Raw genomic sequence first — 21,110 nt, 5'->3', positions numbered from 1 at the left:
CGTCCGAGGGGCCGGGGCCATGGGACCGCTGTTACATCGCGGAAACAAAGTGGATACGGTCGTGCAACGGGTTGTCCGTAGTTTCACGACCGTCGCGCCTCGCAGTGTGGCGTCGCAAGCTCACCAAAAACTCACCCGGCCGCGATGCGGCCACAGGAGGACGAATGTTCCAGAACAGCGAAGAGCTGCTCAAGTACATCAAGGACGAAGGCGTCGAGATGGTCGACGTGCGGTTCTGTGACCTGCCCGGCATCATGCAGCACTTCACGGTGCCGGTCTCGTCCTTCGACCAGTCCGTCTTCGACGACGGGCTCAGCTTCGACGGGTCCTCGATCCGCGGGTTCCAGGCGATCCACGAGTCGGACATGTCGCTGTTCCCGGACCCCACGACGGCGTACATCGACCCCTTCCGCACCGCCAAGACCCTGGCCGTGAACTTCTTCATCCACGACCCGATCACCGGCGAGGCCTACTCCCGCGACCCGCGCAACATCGCCCGCAAGGCGATGGCCTACCTGGCCAGCACCGGCATCGGCGACACCGCGTTCTTCGCCCCCGAGGCCGAGTTCTACGTCTTCGACAACGTGCGCTTCGAGACCAAGGCCAACACCGGCTTCTACGAGATCAACTCCTCGGCCGGCGCCTGGAACACCGGCGACGCGTTCGAGAACGACAACCGCGGCTACAAGGTGAAGTACAAGGGTGGCTACTTCCCGGTCGCGCCCACCGACCACTTCGGTGAGCTGCGTGACGAGATGGTCATCGAGCTCGAGGCCGCCGGCCTGCAGGTCGAGCGTGCCCACCACGAGGTCGGCACCGCCGGCCAGGCCGAGATCAACTACAAGTTCGCCGAGCTGCTCCAGGCCGCCGACGACGTGATGAAGTTCAAGTACATCATCAAGAACACCGCTTGGCGCAACGGCAAGACGGCCACCTTCATGCCCAAGCCGATCTTCGGTGACAACGGTTCCGGCATGCACGTGCACCAGTCGATCTGGAACGAGGGCTCGCCCCTGTTCTACGACGAGACCGGGTACGCCGGCCTCTCCGACATGGCTCGCCACTACATCGGCGGCATCCTCAAGCACGCGCCGTCGCTGCTGGCGTTCACCAACCCCACGGTGAACTCCTACCACCGCCTGGTGCCGGGCTTCGAGGCCCCGATCAGCCTGGTCTACAGCCAGCGCAACCGGTCGGCCTGCGTCCGCATCCCGATCACGGGTGCCAACCCGAAGGCCAAGCGCATCGAGTTCCGCTGCCCCGACCCCTCGGCGAACCCCTACCTCGCCTTCTCGGCGCTGCTGCTCGCCGGCATCGACGGCATCCAGAACAAGATCGAGCCGTCCGACCCGATCGACAAGGACATCTACGAGCTGCCGCCGGACGAGATGGCCGACATCGACCAGGTGCCCACGTCGCTTAACGCGGTGCTGGACAACCTCGAGCGCGACCACGAGTTCCTGACGGCCGGCAACGTCTTCACGCCGGACCTGATCGAGACGTGGATCGACTTCAAGCGCACCCAGGAGATCCTCCCCGTGCAGCTGCGCCCGCACCCGCACGAGTTCGAGCTGTACTACGACATCTGAGTCGCAAACTGGTCGAATTCCTCATTCGATCACCGATGGCCCCCGGTCCCCCGGGGGCCATCGTCATTTCTGGGCCCGTCAGTCTGTCGTCGAGCTCGACTCATGGGCTCGGCCCAGCGCGCCCGGGGACGGGCGGGCGCCCGGGTGACACGGGCCCGACGCGGGTGCGGACCGGGGGGTGCACGGGGGCGACCAGCGGCCTGGTCGAAGAGGCTCATGGCCTACCGACCAACAGCTGCACACCGCCGGTGGCGGCGAGCAGCCGAGCAAAGGACGACGACATGACCACATCCGAGGTCGTTCTCGAACCCCAGGCTGCGGAGTTCGCCGCCGCCACCGCCGACCCGCCGTACCTGTTCGACCTGGGACCGGTGGAGGGCCGCAAGACAGTGGACGAGGTGCAGTCCGGCGACATCACCAAGCCCGAAGTCCACGATGAGTGGCTCACCGTGGAGGGCGGTCCTACCGGATCGGTCCACGTCCGGGTCATCAGGCCCCTTGATGCCGATGGCCCGGTGCCGGTGATCCTCTACCTGCACGGCGCCGGCTGGGTCTTCGGCAACGCGCACACCCACGACCGCCTGGTGCGCGAGCTCGCCGTCGGCACCGGTGCCGCGGTGGTCTTCCCAGAGTACGACCTGTCCCCCGAGGCTCGCTACCCGATCGCGATCGAGCAGAGCTACGCCGCGGCGCGCTGGGTGGTTGACCACGGTGCCGAGCGCGGGCTCGACCCCACCCGGATCGCCGTGGCCGGCGACTCGGTCGGCGGCAACATGGCGGCGGCGCTGACGTTGATGGCCAAGGAGCGCGGCGACGTCCCCCTCGTCCAGCAGGTGCTGTTCTACCCGGTGACGAACGCGGCCTTCGACACCGCGTCCTACGAGGAGTTCGCCACGGGATACTTCCTGCGTCGCGACGCGATGGAGTGGTTCTGGGACCAGTACACGAGCGACGACGGGGAACGCGCCGAGATCACCGCATCACCACTGCGGGCCACGACCGACCAGCTGACGGGCCTGCCCCCGGCCCTGGTCATCACCGCCGAGGCTGACGTGCTGCGCGACGAGGGCGAGGCGTACGCGCGCAGGTTGCGGTCTGCCGGAGTGCCGGTCGTCGCGACCCGCTACCAGGGCGTCATCCACGACTTCGTGATGCTCAACGCCCTTCGCAGCACCCACGCCACCCAGGCCGCGATCGACCAGGCCACATCGACCCTGCGCACGGCCTTCGCACACGCCTGAGCCGCAGCGAGGGCGAGTCGATGTCCACGGATCCAGATCGCACCACCGACTACGGCGTCGTCGGAGCGGTGACGGCCGGGTCCACCGTGATGCCGCTTCCGCCCGCAAGCGGCATCGCCCGGACACCACTGCCCATGGGCAGTAGATGGTCGGACCAACAGTATGTGTGCCAGCAGACCGAGGTAGCATCGATCGGGTGGAAGATGTCAGCAGCGCGCCGACCGAGGGCATCCCGGGATCTGACCTGGGCTGGTACCTGGGGGTGATCCTGCGCCGATGGCACGAACAAGTGGAGCAGGCGGTGTCCGGGGTGCCGCACGGGCCGCGCGGATACCAGATCCTGTCGTTCGTGGGGCACAACAGCGCTCCGGCGCAAAGCGGTCTGGCCAAGCACCTGAACATCGACAAGACGGTGATGCCCTACATCATCGACTCGCTCGAAGCGGCGGGCCTGGTCGAGCGCCAGACAGATCCGTCGGATCGTCGGGTCCGCAGGATCGCGATCACGCGACGAGGGAGTCGACAGCTGGCCAAGCTCGAGGCCAAGGTGGCAGCGGCCGAGGAGGCCGTGTTCGAGGGCGTCCCGGCCCAGGTCCGCACCGAGTTCGTCGAGCAGGCCGCGAGGCTCGCCATGGGCATCCACCAGGCCGATCACTCCGTCGATGCCTGTGCTGCCGTACTGGACGCCCTCACCGACGAGGTCGCGGATCACTAGCAGCCGGCTCAGGCAGAGATCCGTCCAGGTTTCGCGAGCAGCTCTGTCACCAGCTGCGTGAGGTCCTCCTCGCTCAGCACAGCCCCGAACGCGGGACTCCCGGGCTCGAGGACGCGTCCCGCCCGCAACGGACCGATCCGGAGCGGGTCGAAGCCCAGGTCGTCGACGAGCTCTGCGACGGTCGCGACCGCCGCGGGGTCGTCGGAGGCCAGCGCGACCGCAACCCGCTCCCGCGCGCCGGGCGGGAGGGCGCGCTCGTCCAGGTCGTGGTAGCCGAGATGGTTGAAACCCTTGACCAGTCGTGCCTCCGGGAACGCCCGCTGAAGGTGCTCGCTGGAGGACTCGGCGGGGTCCAGCCAGATGTCGCGAGGACCGTCGATCTCCAGCCAGTGGTTGACAGCGTCGACGACGACCTTGCCGGCCAGGAGGTCAGGGGGCAGGTCGACGTGAGCGCGGAGCGGGATCGCCAGGATGACGATGTCTGCCGTCTCGACGGCCTCCGAGGTCCATGCGGTGCGGACCCCCGGAGCGAGGACTTCCGCAGTCAGGTCGATCGCCGCCGGATCACCCGAAGCGGCCACCAGCACCCGGTAGCCCGCGTCGCGAGCGAGGCGGGCCAGGACCGTACCGACCCTGCCGAACCCCACGATCCCCACGGTGTGGTCCCCAGCACGATCGATCAGGTGGGAATGCATCGGCGACCCCTTCTGTTAGTTCGTATGTACCACATACTACTTGTGGCACCAAGGAAAGGGGTCTGATGTGGAGATCGGCGTATTGCTGGACGCGGACAGCGCCGGCCCGGAGGAGCTGGTCGCACTGGCCCGGGCGGCCGAGGAGCACGGGATCGACATCGCGGTGATCGAGGGCCGCGGCCAGGCTGATCCCTGGGCGCTCGCGACGTGGGTCGTCGGAGTGACCTCGCGACTCCGTGTCGGGGTTCCTGCCCGCCCGGACGCCTACGACCCCGTCGACCCAGACTCGTCGGTGGCGGCGGTTGCCGACAAGTCCCGGGCGACCCTCGCCGCCCTGGCCCCCGACCGGGATCTCCCTCCGGGCGCGCGCTGGACCGCAGTCGACGCCGGCGCGGACACCACGGCGATCCGAGACGCCGTGGGGTCGACGATCCCGTTGGTGCGCGTCCGGGACACCGAGGACATCGGTCGCCTGGCTCCCTTGGCTGCAGCACTCGACGAGCTGTCACCAGGCGGCGGGCGGCACCGGTCCGCGCTGGTGCTGGCGCAACGGGTGCCAGGCATCGACTACGACGCCGTACCGGCCAGCCTGGTCGACGGTGCGGTCGAGCCCGGGGACCCCGAGCACGCGTCGGTCTCCTCGACCTACCTGCGCGCCGGCTCACCGGGGCTGGTCCTGCGGCCGAGGACCGTGGCTGAGGTGGCCGATGCCATCGCCTTCGCCCGCGACCACCCCCAGGTGCCCCTGGGTATCCGGAGCGCAGGTCACGGGATCAGCGGCCGCTCCACGAATCGGAACGGCCTGGTGATCAGCGTCGGCGCGCTGGACGGGATCGAGGTGCTTGACGAAGCGCGCCGGCTGGTGCGCATCGGTCCCGGCCGGACCTGGAAGCGGATCGCGCACTCCCTCCGCCCGTACGGCTGGGCGCTCGGCTCGGGCGACTACGGCGGCGTGGGGGCCGGCGGGCTCGCGACGGCCGGCGGGATCGGCCTGCTCTCCCGCAAGCACGGCCTCACGATCGACCGCCTGCGCGCGGTCGAGCTGGTCCTGGCCGACGGCACGCCCGTGCGTGCGTCCGAGACCGAGAACCCCGATCTGTTCTGGGCGGTGCGAGGTGCCGGGGCGAACTTCGGGATCGCCACGGCCTTCGAGTTCGAGGCCTCCGTGGTCGGCGAGGTGGGGTGGGCGCAGCTCACCCTGGTCACCGACGACATCGAGGAGTCCATCTACCGATACGGGCAGCTGGCCGGCAACGCACCTCGCGACACGACCGCCTTCTTCGTCACCGGCCGGCGGCACCAGGGGGTGTGGGTGGTGTCGCTGTTCGTCGTGGTCGACAACCCCGACCCCGACATCGTCGTCGAACGCCTGACGCCGTTCCTCGAGCTGGGACAGCTGGCCCGCCAGCAGGTCGTGATGACGCCCTACTCCGGGGTGATGGACAACGCCGTCGACATCGGACCCGACGGTCAGCGGGGCTTCGGCGAGCCCGTCTCGCGCTCGGCGTTCATCCCTGCTCTGACCCGCGAGTTCGCACACGACGCAGCCGAGCTGCTCAGCAGCGATCTCGTCTACTTCCTCGAGCTGCGCGCCATGGGCGGAGCGATCGCCGACGTCCCACCGGACGCCATGGCCTACTCCCACCGCGCCCCCATGTTCCAGCTCGCCGCGATGAGCTCGAGCGACGATCTGCTCTCTGCGCGGTGGGAGCGGCTGCGGCCGCACTTCGACGGCCTCTACCTCAGCTTCGAGACCGATCGACGCCCGGAGCGACTGCTCGACGCCTTCCCACCCGGCGTCTTCGACCGGCTGCGCCGGCTCAAGGCGCAGTACGACCCCGACAACCTGTTCCGCGACAACTTCAACATCCCACCAGCAGGCCACACCGTGGTCGACACGAGCGGCCTCGTCGACGAGGAGACCCCATGACCAGCCACGACTACGGCCACGACCTGCTGTTCGGCAGCTTCGTCACCCCGGTGGGCCGGCCCGCGCGACGCGCCGTGGATCTCGCAGTCGCATCCGAGCAGGCGGGGCTGGACCTGGTCACGTTCCAGGACCATCCCTATCAGCACCAGTTCCACGACACGTCCACCCTGTTGACGTTCGCCGCCTCGAAGACCGAGCGGATCGCCCTCAGCGGCAACGTCACCAGCCTGCCGCTGCGCCCCCCTCTCGGCCTCGCCCGCACCGCGGCGACCGTCGACCGGCTCTCGGGTGGCAGGTTCCGTCTCGGGATCGGCGCCGGAGCGTTCTGGGACGGCATCGAGGCCATGGGTGCCAGGAGGCTGAGCACCGGACAGGGCATCTCCGCCCTCGCCGAGGCGATCGGGATCATCCGCGACGCCTGGGACACCGACTCGTCGGAGCCCTTCACCCACGAGGGAGAGTTCTACCGGGTCACCGACGGTCGCCGGGGGCCATTCCCCCAGCACCCGATCCCGATCTGGGTCGGCGCCTACAAACCCCGGATGCTCGCCCTCACCGGCGCGTTGGCTGACGGCTGGCTGCCCAGCATCGAGTACGTCGAAGGCGGCCTCGCGGGTCTGGCGGAGTCCAACGCCCGCATCGACGACGCGGCCCATGAGGCGGGACGACAGCCGGCCTCGGTACGACGACTCATGAACTTCATGCACGCCAGCCTCAGTCCGACCGGGCGGGGGTTCCTCGACGGCCCGCCCGAGGCGTGGGTCGACCGGCTCACCCTCATGGCACTGGAGCACGGCATCAGCGCCTTCCTGATCGGCGGGGACGACCCCGTGACCCTGGCCCGTTTCGGCAACGAGATCGCCCCAGCCGTCCGCGACCACGTCGCGCAGGCGCGCCAGGGCAAGGAGTAGGTGGCAATGGAGCTCGGCATCGGCGCCTTCGGTGACGCCAACTGGGACCCCCGGACAGGCACCCGGATCTCGGAGGCCCAGGCGATCCGCAACGTCGTCGAGTCGGCCGTGCTGGCCGAGCAGGTGGGCCTGGACTGGTTCGGCATCGGCGAGCATCACACCCCGGAGTTCCCCGCGTCAGCCGGAGCCCCGATCCTCGCCGCCATCGCCGCGCAGACAACCAGGATCAAGCTCTCCACTGCCGTGACAGTGCTCAGCACCGACGACCCGGTGCGGGTCTACGAGCAGTACTCGACGGTGGACGCGATCTCCCACGGTCGCGTCGAGCTGATCGCCGGGCGTGGATCGTCGATCGAGTCCTTCCCACTCTTCGGCCACGACCTGCGCGACTACGACGAGCTGTTCGCCGAGAAGCTCGCCCTGCTCCTGGAGATCAACACCAACGAGCGCGTCACCTGGAAAGGCGAGACCCGCCCCGACCTCAACGGCGAGTACGTCCCGCCTCGCGCCGAGCACGGGCCCATCCCGATCTGGCTCGGTGTCGGCGGCGACCCCAGGTCAGCCATCCGCGCCGCGGAGCTCGGCCTTCCCATGGCCACCGGCGTGCTGGGAGGCAACGCGATCCGCAACGCCGGGATCGCGACTCTCTACCGTCGGGCGGCCGAACAGTTCGGCAACACTCCTGAGCAGACTCGCATCACCCTCGGGTCGCCGGGATTCCTCATGGCAGACGGCAAGAAGGCGCGCGACTTCTGGTGGCCGCACTGGCACCAGTTCATGAAGGTCGTGGGTGAACAGCGCGGCTTCCTGCCTCCCCGGCGTGACGCCTACGACCGCGACACCGGTCCGCTGGGCGGGCTGCTCGTCGGCTCCCCCGAGGAGATCGTCGAGCGCATCCTGCTGATGCACGAGCACTGGGGTCAGGTTCGCTCCTTCATCCACCTCGACATGGGCGCCGTCCCGCAGAAGGAGCTGCTCACAGCGATCGAGCTCTACGGCACCGTCGTCCGCCCGGCCGTCCAGGCCGTTCTCGGCGCAGGTCTGTCCAAAGGTCCTGGGCGATGAGTCCGAGGCAGCAGTGCTCGAGACGAGGTGCCGGACATCGTCGCGACGACGTCGGTGCACGTCCCGTGCGGGGGCCCGCCGGGTGCCGACACCCGGAGCCACCCGGATGCGAGCGGCCCCCGATCCGAGGAGTGTGGCCGCACCACGTGGGAGTCATCCGGGGGGTTCTGATGCCAACGATCCGCACACCGGACCAGCGACTGCGCGTCTTCGTGAGCTCGACGCTTGGAGAGCTGGCCAAGGAGCGACAGACGGTCTCGCGCGCCCTGTCGGCGCTGAGGCTCACCCCCGTCATGTTCGAGGCGGGGGCCCGCCCGCAACCTCCCGCCGAGCTCTATCGGGCGTACCTGGCACAGAGCGACGTCTTCATCGGGCTGTACTGGCAGCAGTACGGCCAGCTGGTTCCCGAGAAGGGCGTGTCCGGCATCGAGGAAGAGTTCGAGCTCGCACGAGGAATGCCGAGGCTCCTCTACCTCAAGACTCCCGCTCCCGAGCGAGAACCCCGCCTCTCGGAGCTGGTCCAGCGGATCCAGGGAGAGGCGTCGTACCGCCGCTTCCGTACCTCCGCCGAGCTCAGCCGCCTGGTCCGGGACGACCTCGCGCACCTCTTGAGTGAGCGATTCGCCACCAGCGCACCCGAAATCTCGAAGCGTCCCGCGCCCCCGGCCATCCACCCTGCGCCCGCAGCGCTGTCTCCCGCACCGCTGCCAGTCAGTACGACGCCGCTCATCGGCCGCGAGCAGGCCATCGACGAGGTGGTAGATCTGTACTCGCAGGGTGGACAGCGGTTGATCACGCTCACTGGCCCCAGCGGCATCGGCAAGACCCGGCTCGCGACAGCCGTGGCCGAGCGGCTCAGCCAGAACTTCGACGGTCAGGCGGTGTTCGTGCCGCTCGAGGACGTGACCGACCCCGGCGGCGTACTACCTCGCATCGCCTGGGCCATCGGTGCCGATCTCGCCGGCGCCTCACCGGTTTCTGCCCTGAGCGACGTCCTCGGTGACGGCCGGTGGCTACTCGTCCTGGACAACCTCGACCGGCTGGTGGAGACAGCCCCGGACATCGCCGCACTGCTGTCGCGGAACCCCCACGTCTCCGTGCTCGCGACGAGCACGACGGTCCTGGGGGTGCGGGCGGAGCGGATCTACCCGGTCCGTCCCCTTCCTGTTCCGGAGCAGCAGGTGAGTGGGCTCCCCGAGCTGCTCCAAAGCCCTGCCGCCCAGATGTTCCTGGACCGTGCCCGAGCCGTCCGCCCGGACATCGCGCTCACGGACGACCACACCCTCGCCGTCGCAGAGATCTGCCGTCGACTGGAGGGTGTTCCGCTGGCCATCGAGCTGGCCGCAGCCAGGCTCCGGCTCCTCGACCCGGCCAGCGTCTTGCACCGACTGTCCCGGTCCCTTGATGCCCTCGGCACTGGCCTGGTCGACCTTCCGCCGCGACAGCGAACCCTCCGGGCCACGGTGGAGTGGAGCTTTGACATGCTGGGAGAAGCCGAGCAGTCCCTCGCCGAGGTGCTCTCGGTCTTCTCCGGCGGCTGGACCGTGGAGGCGGCGGCTCACGTCGCCGGCCTCGATGACGACGAGGCCCTGGACCTCACTGAGAACCTGGCCCGGCACAGCCTGCTCTACCTCGAGGGCTCCCCCAAGGGTCCGCGGACCCGGATGCTGCACACTGTCCGCGCCTTCGCTGCAGAACGGCTGGCGGCACGCGCTGATGTCGACGAGATTCGCCGACGGCACGCCGAGTACTACCGCGCGCTCGCCGAGAGTGCCGATCAGGCCCTCCGCGGGTTCCGTCAGAGCTCGTGCGCGGCTCTCCTCGCCCAGGAGAACGAGAACATCACCAGCGCAGTCCGCTGGCACCTCTCCCGTGACCCGGAGCCCGTCCCGCGATTGTTGCGGGTGCTGTTGCCGTTCCGGGTGCTGTGGCCGTTCCTCGGCCTCGGGGACGCCATCATCAGTGAGGCACGTTCCTGGGTCGCCGAGCTCCTGCCCACGATCGACGACCTTCCGGCCGCCGACCGGGTGGCGGTTCTCGCCGCGTCGCTGGTGTCCGCGCTGGAGGCGGGGGACGTCGAGGCTGCCCGTGCCGCCTGCAGGTGCCTCGCGCCACTGCTCGACGAGGTCGACGATCCCTACCTCGATGCGTTGTCGCGCCTGCTCATGGCCTGGGTCCCGGTGTTGGTGCACGACGCTGACACGGCTGGTCCCGCCCTGACCACCGCGCTCGAACGGTTACGGCCGCTCGACGAGCCCCTGTGGACGGCCCTTGCCGCGATCACAGCGGGATCGGTCGAGTCGGCCCTCGGTCACCATGACACCGCGCGACGTCACGCCATGGAGGCGCAACGACTCGCAGGGCGGTTCGACAACCCCTGGCTCGCCACGGTCTCGCGGGTCATCCTCGCGGGCTCGGCCTTGGCGCAAGACGAGCTCGAGCAGGCCAGGGACCTGCTGGAACAAGCGTTGGACCTCAACCTGTCCGGGCAGAGCCTCCACTGCCTCTGCATGGTGCTGGAGATGACCGCCGCGCTGTCCCTCGCCGCGGGGAGCAGCCAGCGAGCGACCCTGCTGACGGGTGCCGCCCAAGGCCTACGCCGTCGATCGGGTCTCCGGGCCTACGCATCGATGCGCAAGGACGACGATCTGGCAGCCGAGGTCCGCGCGGCAACGGGAGTGGAGCTCTTCGACGAGCTGGTTGCCCAGGGTCGTCGGCTCAGCATGACCGAGGCGCTCGCGCTCACCCGTGACAGTCTCCAGGAAGTTTCCCCGACACCCTGAGTCATTGACATCTGCCACGGCCGGGACGTGCGGCTCAGCGCTTCAATGCTGCTCGGAGCTGCGCTCGGGAGGTGATCCCCACCTTCGAGAACACCTTGTTCAGGTGGTACTCGACGGTCCGGGGACTGATGAAGAGCTGCTTCCCGATAGCCGGGTTCGAGTACCCCTCGATGGCCAGCTCCACCACTTGGGACTCGCGCTCGGTGAGCGCGCCGAGCGTGTCCGGCGTACGGCGGCGAGCCTGCTCACCCGAGGCGCGCAACTCGAGCCACGCTCGCTTCGCGAACACGACGGCACCGGCCGCGTCGAACACCTCGAGTGATTGGCGCAAGGGTCTCCGCGAGTCGACTCGCCTGGTCTGCCGACGCAGCCATTCCCCGTACAGCAAGTGAGTCCGGGCGAGGTCGAGCCTCATGCCGCAGAGCTCCAACTGTCGCGCGGACTCGCGGAAGTGCTCCTCCGTCGAGTGGTCATCGGCGAGGAGGGCGAGACAGCGATGCTCGATCCCCAGGGCCCAGGACGATCCGGTCGCGCGGCAGATGGCGCGGATCAGCTCGATCGCCGGCGTCGCCTGGTGTGGTCGGCCCGCCCGCACAGCAGCCTCGACCACCTGAGGCGCCGCCCACGACGAGATGAGCGGCTCGTCGAGGTCGAGCAGACGCTGGGCGTCGCGAAGCGCCGGTTCGTACCGACCCGCGGCGATGTGGACGAGCGATCGGCCGAGGACCACGACCGGCGTCGCGCTCCCGTCGGCACCGGCAGCGGCATCGCCGCTTGCACCTCGCCAGCCCCTGAGCATGGCCGGCGCCAGCGCCGGCGCGGCCGTGCCGATCCGGCGGGCGAGATCCGCCCCCTCCTCCGATGCGGCTGCCGCACTGTCCGTCTCTGCTCGCCACAGATGGAGGCAGGCCAACAGGTCGAGCGCCCGCGGCAGGCTCGCCAACGCACCGGTCTTCCGAGCGTGGTCGACATCTCGCCGTGCGAGTGTCGCCCACGCCTTCTCGTCCAGCAGGTCCATGGCGATCCGGGTCGCGAACGGGTGTGCGGCCGACTCATCGGCGCACCATGTGTCGAGCGCACGAGCGACTGTGTCGCGACCGGGTCCCACCCCGGTCCCCCACCGCGTGACTGATGCCTGGAGCAGTCGTTCGGCTGCCTTGCCGCCGGCACAGGTGGCCAGTGAGCCGGCTCGGGTGGCGACGAGATGCAGGCCGCCGGCCGCACCGACCCGGCCGGCGGACGTCACTGCGTCGAAAGCTGTCAGTCCGGCCGTCACCGCGCGCTCCGGCTCCACGACATCGATCCGTGCCGCGGCGTCCAGGAGCTCACCAGCTGCGTCCGGGTGGCCGGTCCATGCGCGGATCTCCGCAGCCGTGAGGTCTGCGAGGGCCTGCGCGGCGCTGCCTGCGCCCCGCTGCTCGATCTCGGCGACCAGTCGGAGGGCATCGTCGAATCCTCCGCTTCGGCTGTACAGACGCGCCGCCCCGAGCGCGCGCCGGTCCCGCTCGCACGGATCCTCGCTCAGCAAGGCAGCTCGTTCCAGGAAGACGGCCGCCGCGGCGACACCGCCAGTCCGCCCGACCGAGACGCTCCATCGCTCCATCGACTCTGCGACCTTCTCGTCGGGGCCGGCGCAGGAGAGTGCCCGGTGCCAGATCACGTGAGCGCCCCTGGAGCTCGGCTCGAGCGACTCCGCCAACACCCGGTGGGCCTCGCGGCGCTGCCCCTCGGACGCGCGGCGATAGACGAGGTGGCGCACGAGCGGGTGGCTGAAGAGCACGCGGTCGCCGACCTCGACCAACCCCGTCGCCTCGACGGCACGCTCCACCCCCGCTCGCAGGCCCGCGACCGAGCATCCCTTCCGAAACGCCGACACGTCGCCCAGCGGCTCCGCCGCAGCAACCAACAGCGCAGCCACGACCTCGTCGGACGACCCCGCCAGGCAGGCACTGACATCGCGGTCCAGGTCCGCGTCCACCTCCGTCACGCTGTCGACGAGGAACCCTCCGGCGAGCGCGGGGACGGTCAGGGCCTGGCCGAGCTCCCGGAGGACACGCGGGTTGCCGTGCGCCTCGGCGAAGATCCTCTGCCGCACCTCGGCGTCCAGCCGCGCCGGCAGCTCACGGCCGAGCATGAGGTGCGCCTCTCCCGGCGCCAGCGGGTGCAGACGCACCTCGTCGAGACCCGCAAGAGCCGCGATCGGCTTGTTCCCGCCGGACGCGAGGAGGAAGGCAACCCCGACACCGACCACGCGCCGAGCAGCGACACCGATCGCCTGCGCAGAGCTCTCGTCGATCCACTCGGCGTCGTCCAGGACGCACAGGACCGGTTGCCCGGACTCCGACGCCATCCCGGCGAGCAGTGAGACCAGACCGAGACCGACAAGTGCCGGATCAGCGGCCGGCCCCGGGGCCAGCCCGAGAGCTGCGGCGAGAGCGGCCGCCTGGGGCGGGGGCAGGTCGGCGATTCGATCCACCAACGGACCACAGAGCTGCTGGACCGTGCCGAAGGAGAGACCGGACTCGACCTCGACCCCGGTGGAGCGGAGCACGAAGCAGTCCGACGCGTCAGCGACTGCGTCGTCGAGCAGGTGGGTCTTGCCGCTCCCACGGGCGCCGCGGACGACGATCGCACTCCCCCGTCCCTCGCGGGCGCCGGCGATCAACGCCGCCAATGCCGCTCGTTGTTCCTGGTGCCCGACCTGACACCCTCGGTACGTCCTCGCCGGCCGTGCCCCAGAGGGGGTCTCGGGACCGCGTCGTACCGTCGTCGGACTCGCCGTCATGGTCATGGTCATGGTTCGCCTCCGCAGCTGATGTGCACCCCATGCTGCGTTCCTGCGCGGCCCGGCCGAGTCCCGTGTTCGCGTAGTCCTGCGAGCGAGTGCACGTGGCCGCTGACTACGCGACCTGTACGCGCGACCTGGCGCCCTGCGCGACTCCGGACGGGGGTCGGACGACTCGTTCCCCGTGTACACACGGTTGCGTACACTCCCCGGACATGAGACAAGACTGCCGACTCGAGCGACGAACCGCGGTGTAGACGCGTGGAGCTGCTCGGCCGCGACGCGGAGCTCGGGCCACTCGTGGACCTTCTCGAGGCTGCCCGCGCGGGTCGAAGCGGCGCGGTGCTGGTGTGTGGCGAGGCCGGCATGGGCAAGTCGGCTCTCCTGGCGGCGGTGACGGAGCACGCCGAGACCGCAGGGATGCGCGCTCGGGAAGTTCGGGGGGTCGCCGGCGAGGCTGACTTCGGGTTCGCCGGGTTGCAGCGGCTCCTCATCCCTTTCATGGACGGGTACGGCGACTTGCCGGGACCACAGCGTGAGGCCCTCGGCGCGGCGATCGGGCTGACGGCCTCGAGCACACCGGACCGGTTCCTGGTCGGTCTGGCCACGCTCACCCTGCTGTCCGAGACCGAGCCCGGGCGCCCCAAGCTGTTCGTGATCGACGACGCCCACTGGCTCGACCAAGAGTCCGTCGCCACCATGGTCTTCGTCGCCCGCCGCCTCCAGGCGGAGTCGCTGGTGATCGTCTTCGGCGCGCGCCCCGAGGGTGCACCCTGGTTCGACGGGATCCCGACCGTCGCGCTGGCCGGGTTGTCAACGGAGGCGACGTGCGAGCTGCTCGCGCGCACCTCCGGCACGGCCGTCGGCGCCGAGGTCGGTCGTCGCGTGGCGACCAGCACGCAGGGGTGTCCCTTGGCCGTCATCGAGCTCGCCGCGGACCTCTCTCCGGCCCAGCTCGTCGGCACCGTCAGACTTCCCGATCCGCTGCCGATCGGCGATCGGCTCGAGGAGCTCTACCTCCAGCGCGTCCGTGCTCTCCCGACCGCGACGCAGCAGCTGCTGCTGATCGCCGCCGCCGACGCCGGAGCACGCTTGCCCACGGTGCTGTCCGCAGGTGCGGTCGCGGGTCTCAGCGTCGACGACCTGGACGCCGCGGAGGTGAAGGGTCTGGTGGACATCGGCGCCACCATCACGTTCCGGCACCCGCTCGTGCGGTCGGCCGTCTACCGAGGGGCGGCTCCGGTCGATCGCCGGCGGGCCCACGCTCTCCTGGCCGGAGTGACCGATCCGGAGGCCGAGCCCGACTCATGGGTGTGGCACCGGGCGCGCTCGGTCAGTGGCACGGACGAGGACGTGGCAGCCGCCTTGGAGGCCCGGAGCCGCGAGGCCGAGCGACGCGGGCGCTACTCGGCGTACGCCGCACTACTGTCGCGCGCCGCTGAGCTCACCCTCGACGCACGCACTCGCGCGCGGCGCACCCTCGCCGCGGCGAACGCCCACTCCCTCGCCGGTGCGCCGGGCGAGGCCAGCATGCTCCTCGAGACGGTGCGTCTCGAGCACAGCGATCCACTCACCCAGGCCCACGCCAAGCGGCTCCGGGCCAAGCTCACCTCGGCCCCCCGGCCAGTGGGCACACTGCCGATCCTGCTCGATGCCGCACGATCGCTCGAGACCGTGGACCCACCGCTCGCGCTCGAGACCTACGCAGAGGGCCTCTATCAGGCCGCCATCAGCTCTCACCTTGTCGACCGTGCCCTGGTCGAGCAGCTCACGGCGTCCGCGCTCGCATCCCTGGAACGCGACCCGTCCTCGGTCGTCGCCGACCTGATCCGGGCACTGGCCGCGCGTCTCGTCGGTGGCCACACCGACGCGGCCGGCCTGATGCGCACTGCGCTGCGATCAATGCGCACGGCGCTGCGACCAATGCGACGATCCGATGCGCCCAGCAGCTTCCACATCTGGACGTCGGTCGCCGCCATCCTGGCTGCAGAGCTGTTCGACATCGACGGGCACCGCGAGTTCATGGCCCAGAATGCTTCCCTCCAGAGGTCTCGCGGGGCTCTCCGCCCTCTGCGCACGACGTTGGAGGCACAGGTTCAGTCCGAGACGTGGTGCGGCAGGTTCGGGACGGTTGAATTCCTGTTGGCGGAGGCTGACGAGATCTCCCGCGCCATGGGTGACGACAACATCGTGTGGCGACAGCTCATCCGCGCGGAGTCCTCGGCCTGGCGTGCCGACGAAGCAGAGTGCCGAGCCATCATCGAGCTCATGCGCTCCCCCGCCGTCGAGGCGACGGGCAACGGGCTCATGGTCAACGCCGCCCACCTGACCCTGACCCTCCTCGAGAACAGCCTGGGCAACTACGCGGCCGCGCTGGAGGCCGCGTGGCCTCTCCTCGAACGAGGCCCGGTGGTGGACCTGCGTTCCTTCGCCGAGATCGTCGAGGCCGGTCACCGGTGCGGCCGGGAAGACGCTGCCAGTGAGGCTCTCCAACGGCTCGAGCGGATGTCGGCAGCCTGCGGCACCGCTTGGGCAGCCGGACTCCACGCCCGTGGGTCCGCGATCATGGCGGGTGACGACGCAGAGCCGCACTTCGCCCGCTCCATCGCGGAGCTCGGCAGCACTCCGGTCTGGCCCGACCTCGCCAGGAGCCGACTCCTCTACGGCGAGTGGCTGCGACGGCAGAACCGACGCAAGGACGCCAGGGTGGAGCTCACGGCGGCTCATGACATGTTCGCCGAGATGGGGACGACTCGCTTCGCCAACCGCGCGGCCAGGGAGCTCGCGGCGACCGGGGCCACCGTCCGGCGACGGGCCTCACCAGCGCGCACCGAGCCGCTGACGCCGCAGGAGGAAGCGATCGCGCAGCTCGCTGCCGGCTCGGCCACCAACCGGGAGATCGCCGCCAGCCTGTTCCTGAGCGCGAGCACCGTCGACTACCACCTCCGCAAGATCTACCGGAAGCTAGGCGTCAACTCGCGCAGAAAGCTGGCCGTCGCACTCGACGAACGTTCGGGCCGGTGATCTGCCCGGTCAACGGCCCGGCACGCGCACCGAGTGCGCTCCCACGACCAGAGCGTGTTGCTCGGGAAAGCTCCAGCCGAACCGTACGGCGAGCAGCCGGATGACGGTGGTCAGCACGACGCTCGCGATCGCCGCGTCAGACACTGCGGCGCCAGCCGCCACGAGTCCGACCAGCAGTGCGGAGCCCGCTGCCGCAGCAACCGCATAGAGGGAGCCGACGTGCAGCAGCGCAACCGGCAGGCCGAGCATCAAGTCACGCAGCACCGAGCCACCGACGGCCGCAACGGCGCCCACGAGCACCGCGGGAACGGCCGGCACCTCCAGGGTGAGAGCTTTCGATGTGCCGATCGCGCCGAAGAGTCCGATGGTCAGAGCGTCAAGCGGCAGGATGACCGGCTCGAGGCGAGCGAACAGCCGCTGCAGTGACATCCCTAGTAGGGCCGCCACGACAGCGACGAGGACGTACCAGTGGCCGCGGATGACGACCGGCGGCTCTCCGAGCAGGAGGTCTCGCAGCACGCTGCCGCCGAGGGCGAGCCCGACGCCGACCAGGACGGCGCCGAGGACGTCGATCCTGCGGTCGGTGACGGCGCCGGCGAAGAGCGCGCCCTGGAGCGCGCCGAGTCCCGCTGCGGCCAGCTCGGCCCACAGCGGGATTCCGAACAGCATGATCTCGGCCATCCGGTCTCTCCTCCTGCTCGGGTCCAGCTCGGTCAGCGAGCGGTCTTCTCCGCGGCCTCGAGGATGACGTCGGTGACGACCTGGGGCTGCGAGACCGTCACCGCGTGGGACGCCTGGACCTCGACCAGGTGGGCGCCCGCACGGTCGGCCATGAAGCGCGACAGCTCCGCCGGCACGGCGAGATCCTGCTCCGCCATCAGGACCCAGGACTCGATCGACTTCCACGCCGCCCGCGTCGAGGGCGCCTCGAACGCGGCCAGCGCGAGGGGCCTCTGGGTGACCGCCATCTGCTGAGCCACATCGGCGTCGACGTCGGCGCCGAACAGCGCGTGGAACCGCTCCTGGTCGATGTAGAGATCAGGAGCCGTCCCACCGTCCGGAGTGGGGTAGGGGACCGGCTGCGCGGCGTCGCCGAGCTGCGCGCCCGGGAACTTGGTGACGAGGTCGACCAGGGTCTCCCCCGGCTCGGCGAGGAAGCTCGCGACGTAGACGAGAGCGGTGACGTTCGGGTGGCCCTCGGCCGCGTGGCTCATCACCACACCGCCGTACGAGTGGCCCGCGACGACGATGGGGCCCTCGATGCTGTCGAGGACGCTGCGTACGTACGCGGCATCACCCTCGATGCTGCGCAGCGGGTTCGCCGCCGCGATCACGGGGTGCCCGGCCTCCCGCAGCGCCTTGATGGACCCGTTCCAGCTGGAGGAGTCCGCGTAGGCGCCGTGGACCAGGACGATGGTCTGCTTCTGTGCGGTGGTGTGCATGACACGTTCCTTTCGTTGAGAGGCGCTGGGTGCGCCCCAGGCTCAGTAAGGAGCGTTGCGCTGGTCGCCGGGCGCGGCATCCGGGTCATGCCCAGGGGGCTCCCGAGTCCACCCCCGTGCGCCCCAGGGCACGCGGGTGCGGACCGGGGGGTGCACGGGGGCGACCAGCGGCCTGGTCGAAGAGGCTCATGGCCTACGGAGGTCGTTCTCGAACCCCAGGCTGCGGAGTTCGTCCCCGCCACCGAGCACCACCACACAGGAGCAAGATCATGACCAGCAACCACCTGCCCGGATTCCTCGACCAGCTCCGGCGCGTCGGCTATACCGGGGCCGTGTCCTTCCCGGGCGACCACTCCTATCTGGAGGGCCGCACGGCCTGGAACCTGAGAGCCGACCAGCTCCCGGCCGCCGTCGCCCTCCCCGAAGATGCCGAGGACGTACGGCGCCTGGTGGTCGCTGCCGTCGCCGCCGGTCTGCGAGTGGCCCCACAGAGCACGGGTCACAACGCCACGCCCATGGAGTCGCTACACGATGCCGTCCTCCTCAAGACCGACAGGCTTCAGGACATCGTGGTTGACGCCGAGCGTCGTTCGGCGACCCTCGGCGCTGGCGTGCTGTGGGAGGACGTAGTGACTGCAGCCGGCAAGCAGGGGCTGACCGCACTGCATGGGTCATCACCCAACGTCGGTGTCGCGGGTTACCTCCTCGGTGGCGGACTCTCCTGGTTCGCCCGGTCCCACGGACTGGCGAGCAATCACATCGTGGGGATCGACATCGTCCTGGCCGATGGCAGCCACGTGCGCGCAGACACCGAGAGCAACGTCGAAGTGTTCTGGGCGGTGCGCGGTGGGGGTGGCAACTTCGGCGTCGTCACCTCCATCGAGATCGAGCTCATCGAGGTGGAGTCGGTGTATGCAGGCATGATGCTGTGGGACCAGGTCCATGCCGAACAGGTCCTACGAGCGTGGCGGGACTGGGCGGCCACCGCACCGGCGAGCGTCACCACGTCCTTTCGTCTGATGAACTTCCCGCCGCTCCCTGACATCCCCGACTTCCTCCGAGGGCGTCGCGTCGTGATCGTCGATGGCGCCGCACAGACCGACGAGACCCTCAGCTCCGAGCTGTTCGCACCGCTGCGTGACCTTCAGCCCGAGATCGACACGTTCGCCATCACCGCCACGGACGCCCTCGTCCGCCTCCACATGGACCCAGAGGACCCGCTTCCGGTGGTCTCCGACTCAGTCGTCCTGGCATCGCTCGGCGACGACGCGGCCAATGACCTGCTCGCCGTCGCTGGACCCGACGCGCCGCCTGCCCTGCTGATCGTCGAGCTCAGGCAGCTGGGTGGCGCTCTTGCTCACCCCCATGACGGCGGCGGCGCGCTGAACCACCTGCCTGGTGAGTTCCTGCTGTGGGCCGGGGCGGTTGTCCCGACAGACGAGGCGGCAGCCGCCGGGCGCAGAGACGCTCGAGCGGTCGTGGACGCGGTGTCGCGCCACGGTGTGCGAGCGCCATACCTGAACTTCGTCGAGAACCCCACCGACGTCCGGCAAGCCTTCGATCCACTCACCTGGCGCCAGCTCGTGGGGATCAAGTCCGCGATCGACCCCACCCCCGTCTTCGTCGCCAATCACCCCATCCCGAGACTCTTCGAGGATGGAGCACCGACGACCTGACGTGCTGCGGACCCCTCGGCCTGGGCCGACCCGCCCCGCGTGTGCCGCCCTCCAAGAACCAGGCCTGTGGCCCGACGCCGCGTGCACGGTCAGAAGGTGCTGGTGGGCCTCGTCCTGACCGGGCTCGACGAGGAGTACGCCACGGCGCTGCTGGACAAGAGAGTGGGCGCAGCCCGTGACCCAGCAGGCACCGCACGCCTCCTGGCCGGGACCGGCGGCAGCCCGTGGGTGTCCGCGCCGCTCAGCGCCCGGGTCCCCGTGCGCCTACTGCGAGTCCGCGACCTCGTCGGCGGTACGGCGCTCGGCGCTGAGCCGGAGGCGGTCGGACAGGGCCAGCACCTCGTCGCGCAGGGCCGCCGGGGTGATCACCTCGAAGTCCCAGCCGAGGCCGGCCAGCATGCGGGCCATCCCGTCCAGGCGCTCGGCACGCGTCTCGAGGAGTACGCCGCCAGGGTGCTCGCTCAGCCGGCCCATGGTCCGGGGCAGCCGCTCCCCCGCCTCCGCGAGGGTGGTCCGCAGGACGACCGAGACCTCGTGCGCCCACTGGACCGCCGCGATGCCCGACACGACCTGTGCCGTGGCATCGAAGTCGGCAGGTACGACGAAGGAGCCGTCGCCCTGCTCGACCGACGCGATGCGGTCCAGGCGGAAGGTCCGCACGTCGTCGCGGACGTGATCGTGTCCGCTGACGTACCACCGGCCGGAGTGGAAGACCAGGCCGTACACATCGAGCTCACGCCGCGATTCCCGCCCGTCCCAGGCGGTGTAGGTGATCACGACGGTGCGCTGCGCTCGCGCGGCCGAGGCGAGATCGAGCAGCGTGTCGACGCCAGCGGGAGCGGAGGCGCGCACCGGGGTCGTGAACTGCGCGGTCGACAGCAGACTGTCGAGCCGTTGGCCGAGGGCCCGCGGCAGGACGCGCGACACCTTCGCCAGCGCACTCGCCGTGGCTGCCTGTTCGGTGGTGCCGAGGCCAGCCCGTTCTGCGGCCCGCAGGCCGAGCACGACGGCGACCGCCTCGTCATCGGTCAGCATCAGCGGCGGCAGCTTGTAGCCCGCCGAGAGCCGGTAGCCGCCGTACCTGCCCCGCTGCGACTGGACCGGGATGCCGAGGTCAGCGAGGTGCTCGGCATATCGGCGGACCGTGCGCTCGTCGACGCCGAGCCGGGCAGCGAGCTCACCGACCGTGCGCTGTCCGCCCGCCTGGAGCAGCTCGAGCATGGCCAGCACGCGAACGGTCGGACGCGTCATGGA

14 protein-coding genes are annotated in these 21,110 nt (G+C 70.0%); 9 read left to right on the top strand and 5 right to left on the bottom strand.

What is annotated here, in order from left to right; translation table 11 throughout:
- Nucleotides 1-164 precede the first annotated feature (164 nt).
- The 3 genes from glnA to AC4BGC_RS06710 all read left to right on the top strand — a co-directional run bounded on the left by glnA (nt 165) and on the right by AC4BGC_RS06710 (nt 3,545).
- On the top strand, nt 165-1,589 hold the full coding sequence (gene glnA, locus AC4BGC_RS06720; protein WP_490544759.1) for a type I glutamate--ammonia ligase: 1,425 nt from the start codon (nt 165-167) through the stop codon (nt 1,587-1,589).
- Nucleotides 1,590-1,870: 281 nt separating this feature from the next.
- Nucleotides 1,871-2,830, top strand: coding sequence for an alpha/beta hydrolase (locus AC4BGC_RS06715; protein ID WP_490554910.1), 960 nt, complete (start codon nt 1,871-1,873; stop codon nt 2,828-2,830).
- Nucleotides 2,831-3,026: 196 nt separating this feature from the next.
- Complete coding sequence (locus AC4BGC_RS06710) at nt 3,027-3,545, top strand: MarR family winged helix-turn-helix transcriptional regulator (RefSeq protein ID WP_490554909.1); 519 nt, start codon at nt 3,027-3,029, stop codon at nt 3,543-3,545.
- An 8-nt stretch (nt 3,546-3,553) separates the two neighbouring features.
- Here the strand turns inward: AC4BGC_RS06710 and AC4BGC_RS06705 are convergent, their stop codons facing one another.
- A complete protein-coding gene (locus AC4BGC_RS06705; protein WP_490554908.1) occupies nt 3,554-4,240 on the bottom strand; it encodes an NADPH-dependent F420 reductase in 687 nt (228 codons plus the stop codon).
- Between the two features lie 67 nt (nt 4,241-4,307).
- Between AC4BGC_RS06705 and AC4BGC_RS06700 the strand changes: the two genes are divergently transcribed.
- The 4 genes from AC4BGC_RS06700 (at nt 4,308) to AC4BGC_RS06685 (ending at nt 10,929) form a co-directional block, all read left to right on the top strand.
- Nucleotides 4,308-6,170, top strand: coding sequence for an FAD-binding oxidoreductase (locus AC4BGC_RS06700; protein ID WP_490554907.1), 1,863 nt, complete (start codon nt 4,308-4,310; stop codon nt 6,168-6,170).
- On the top strand, nt 6,167-7,081 hold the full coding sequence (locus tag AC4BGC_RS06695) for an LLM class flavin-dependent oxidoreductase (RefSeq protein WP_490554906.1): 915 nt from the start codon (nt 6,167-6,169) through the stop codon (nt 7,079-7,081). Before AC4BGC_RS06700 ends, AC4BGC_RS06695 begins: the two co-directional genes overlap by 4 nt.
- A 6-nt stretch (nt 7,082-7,087) precedes the next feature.
- Nucleotides 7,088-8,146, top strand: a complete 1,059-nt coding sequence (locus AC4BGC_RS06690) for an LLM class flavin-dependent oxidoreductase (protein WP_490554905.1) — start codon at nt 7,088-7,090, stop codon at nt 8,144-8,146.
- Nucleotides 8,147-8,316: 170 nt separating this feature from the next.
- Nucleotides 8,317-10,929: an ATP-binding protein gene (locus tag AC4BGC_RS06685; protein ID WP_490554904.1), complete on the top strand. Its 2,613-nt coding sequence runs from the start codon at nt 8,317-8,319 to the stop codon at nt 10,927-10,929.
- A gap of 34 nt (nt 10,930-10,963) precedes the next feature.
- Here the strand turns inward: AC4BGC_RS06685 and AC4BGC_RS06680 are convergent, their stop codons facing one another.
- Complete coding sequence (locus AC4BGC_RS06680) at nt 10,964-13,714, bottom strand: AAA family ATPase (protein WP_490555723.1); 2,751 nt, start codon at nt 13,712-13,714, stop codon at nt 10,964-10,966.
- 261 nt (nt 13,715-13,975) lie between these two features.
- On the opposite strand from AC4BGC_RS06680, the gene AC4BGC_RS06675 reads away from it, so the two are divergent.
- Complete coding sequence (locus AC4BGC_RS06675; protein ID WP_490554903.1) at nt 13,976-16,738, top strand: ATP-binding protein; 2,763 nt, start codon at nt 13,976-13,978, stop codon at nt 16,736-16,738.
- A gap of 9 nt (nt 16,739-16,747) precedes the next feature.
- Here the strand turns inward: AC4BGC_RS06675 and AC4BGC_RS06670 are convergent, their stop codons facing one another.
- The gene (locus AC4BGC_RS06670) at nt 16,748-17,419 is read right to left on the bottom strand and encodes a trimeric intracellular cation channel family protein (protein WP_490544813.1); all 672 of its coding nucleotides are present in this window, start codon (nt 17,417-17,419) and stop codon (nt 16,748-16,750) included.
- A gap of 32 nt (nt 17,420-17,451) precedes the next feature.
- Nucleotides 17,452-18,180, bottom strand: a complete 729-nt coding sequence (locus AC4BGC_RS06665) for an alpha/beta fold hydrolase (protein WP_490554902.1) — start codon at nt 18,178-18,180, stop codon at nt 17,452-17,454.
- Nucleotides 18,181-18,449: 269 nt separating this feature from the next.
- Between AC4BGC_RS06665 and AC4BGC_RS06660 the strand changes: the two genes are divergently transcribed.
- A complete protein-coding gene (locus AC4BGC_RS06660) occupies nt 18,450-19,856 on the top strand; it encodes an FAD-binding oxidoreductase (protein WP_490554901.1) in 1,407 nt (468 codons plus the stop codon).
- Between the two features lie 264 nt (nt 19,857-20,120).
- On the opposite strand, the gene AC4BGC_RS06655 is transcribed toward AC4BGC_RS06660, so the two are convergent.
- The gene (locus AC4BGC_RS06655; RefSeq protein WP_490554900.1) at nt 20,121-21,107 is read right to left on the bottom strand and encodes a helix-turn-helix transcriptional regulator; all 987 of its coding nucleotides are present in this window, start codon (nt 21,105-21,107) and stop codon (nt 20,121-20,123) included.
- Nucleotides 21,108-21,110: the final 3 nt, after the last annotated feature.

The organism is Nocardioides sp. Z38_18 (assembly GCF_058215695.1).
The sequence above is the reverse complement of the archived record's forward strand: the minus strand, read 5'-3'. Positions and strand labels throughout refer to the sequence as shown.